At 45.2% G+C, this 560-nt stretch carries 1 pseudogene; it reads left to right on the forward strand.

Annotation, left to right across the window (positions count from 1 at the left end):
* Positions 1 to 560: pseudogene (locus GMD1S_RS10810) on the forward strand (PolC-type DNA polymerase III); the annotation flags it as partial.

The raw sequence follows: 560 nt of genomic DNA on the forward strand, positions 1-560 counted from the left end.
GTGGATGCGGCGGTTGAGGTGGCCAAGTATTATGACTTTATCGAGGTCATGCCACCAGCTATCTATGCGCCATTGATTGCCAAAGAGCAGGTCAAGGATATGGAGGAACTTCAGACCATTATCAAGAGCTTGATAGAGGTTGGAGATCGTCTTGGCAAGCCTGTTCTGGCTACGGGAAATGTCCACTATATCGAACCAGAAGAAGAGATTTACCGTGAAATTATCGTCCGTAGTTTGGGACAAGGGGCTATGATTAACCGAACCATTGGTCATGGGGAACATGCCCAACCAGCTCCTCTTCCAAAGGCTCATTTTCGAACGACCAATGAGATGTTGGATGAATTTGCCTTCTTGGGTGAAGATTTAGCACGCAAACTAGTTATTGAAAACACTAATGTCTTGGCAGAAATCTTTGAACCTGTTGAGGTTGTTAAGGGTGACTTGTACACACCTTTCATTGACAAGGCGGAAGAAACGGTCGCCGAGCTGACCTACAAAAAAGCCTTTGAGATTTATGGAAATCCGCTGCCAGATATCGTTGATTTGCGGATTGAAAAAGA

It is taken from the genome of Streptococcus sp. GMD1S, assembly GCF_000296875.1.
Classification (GTDB): Bacteria; Bacillota; Bacilli; order Lactobacillales; family Streptococcaceae; genus Streptococcus.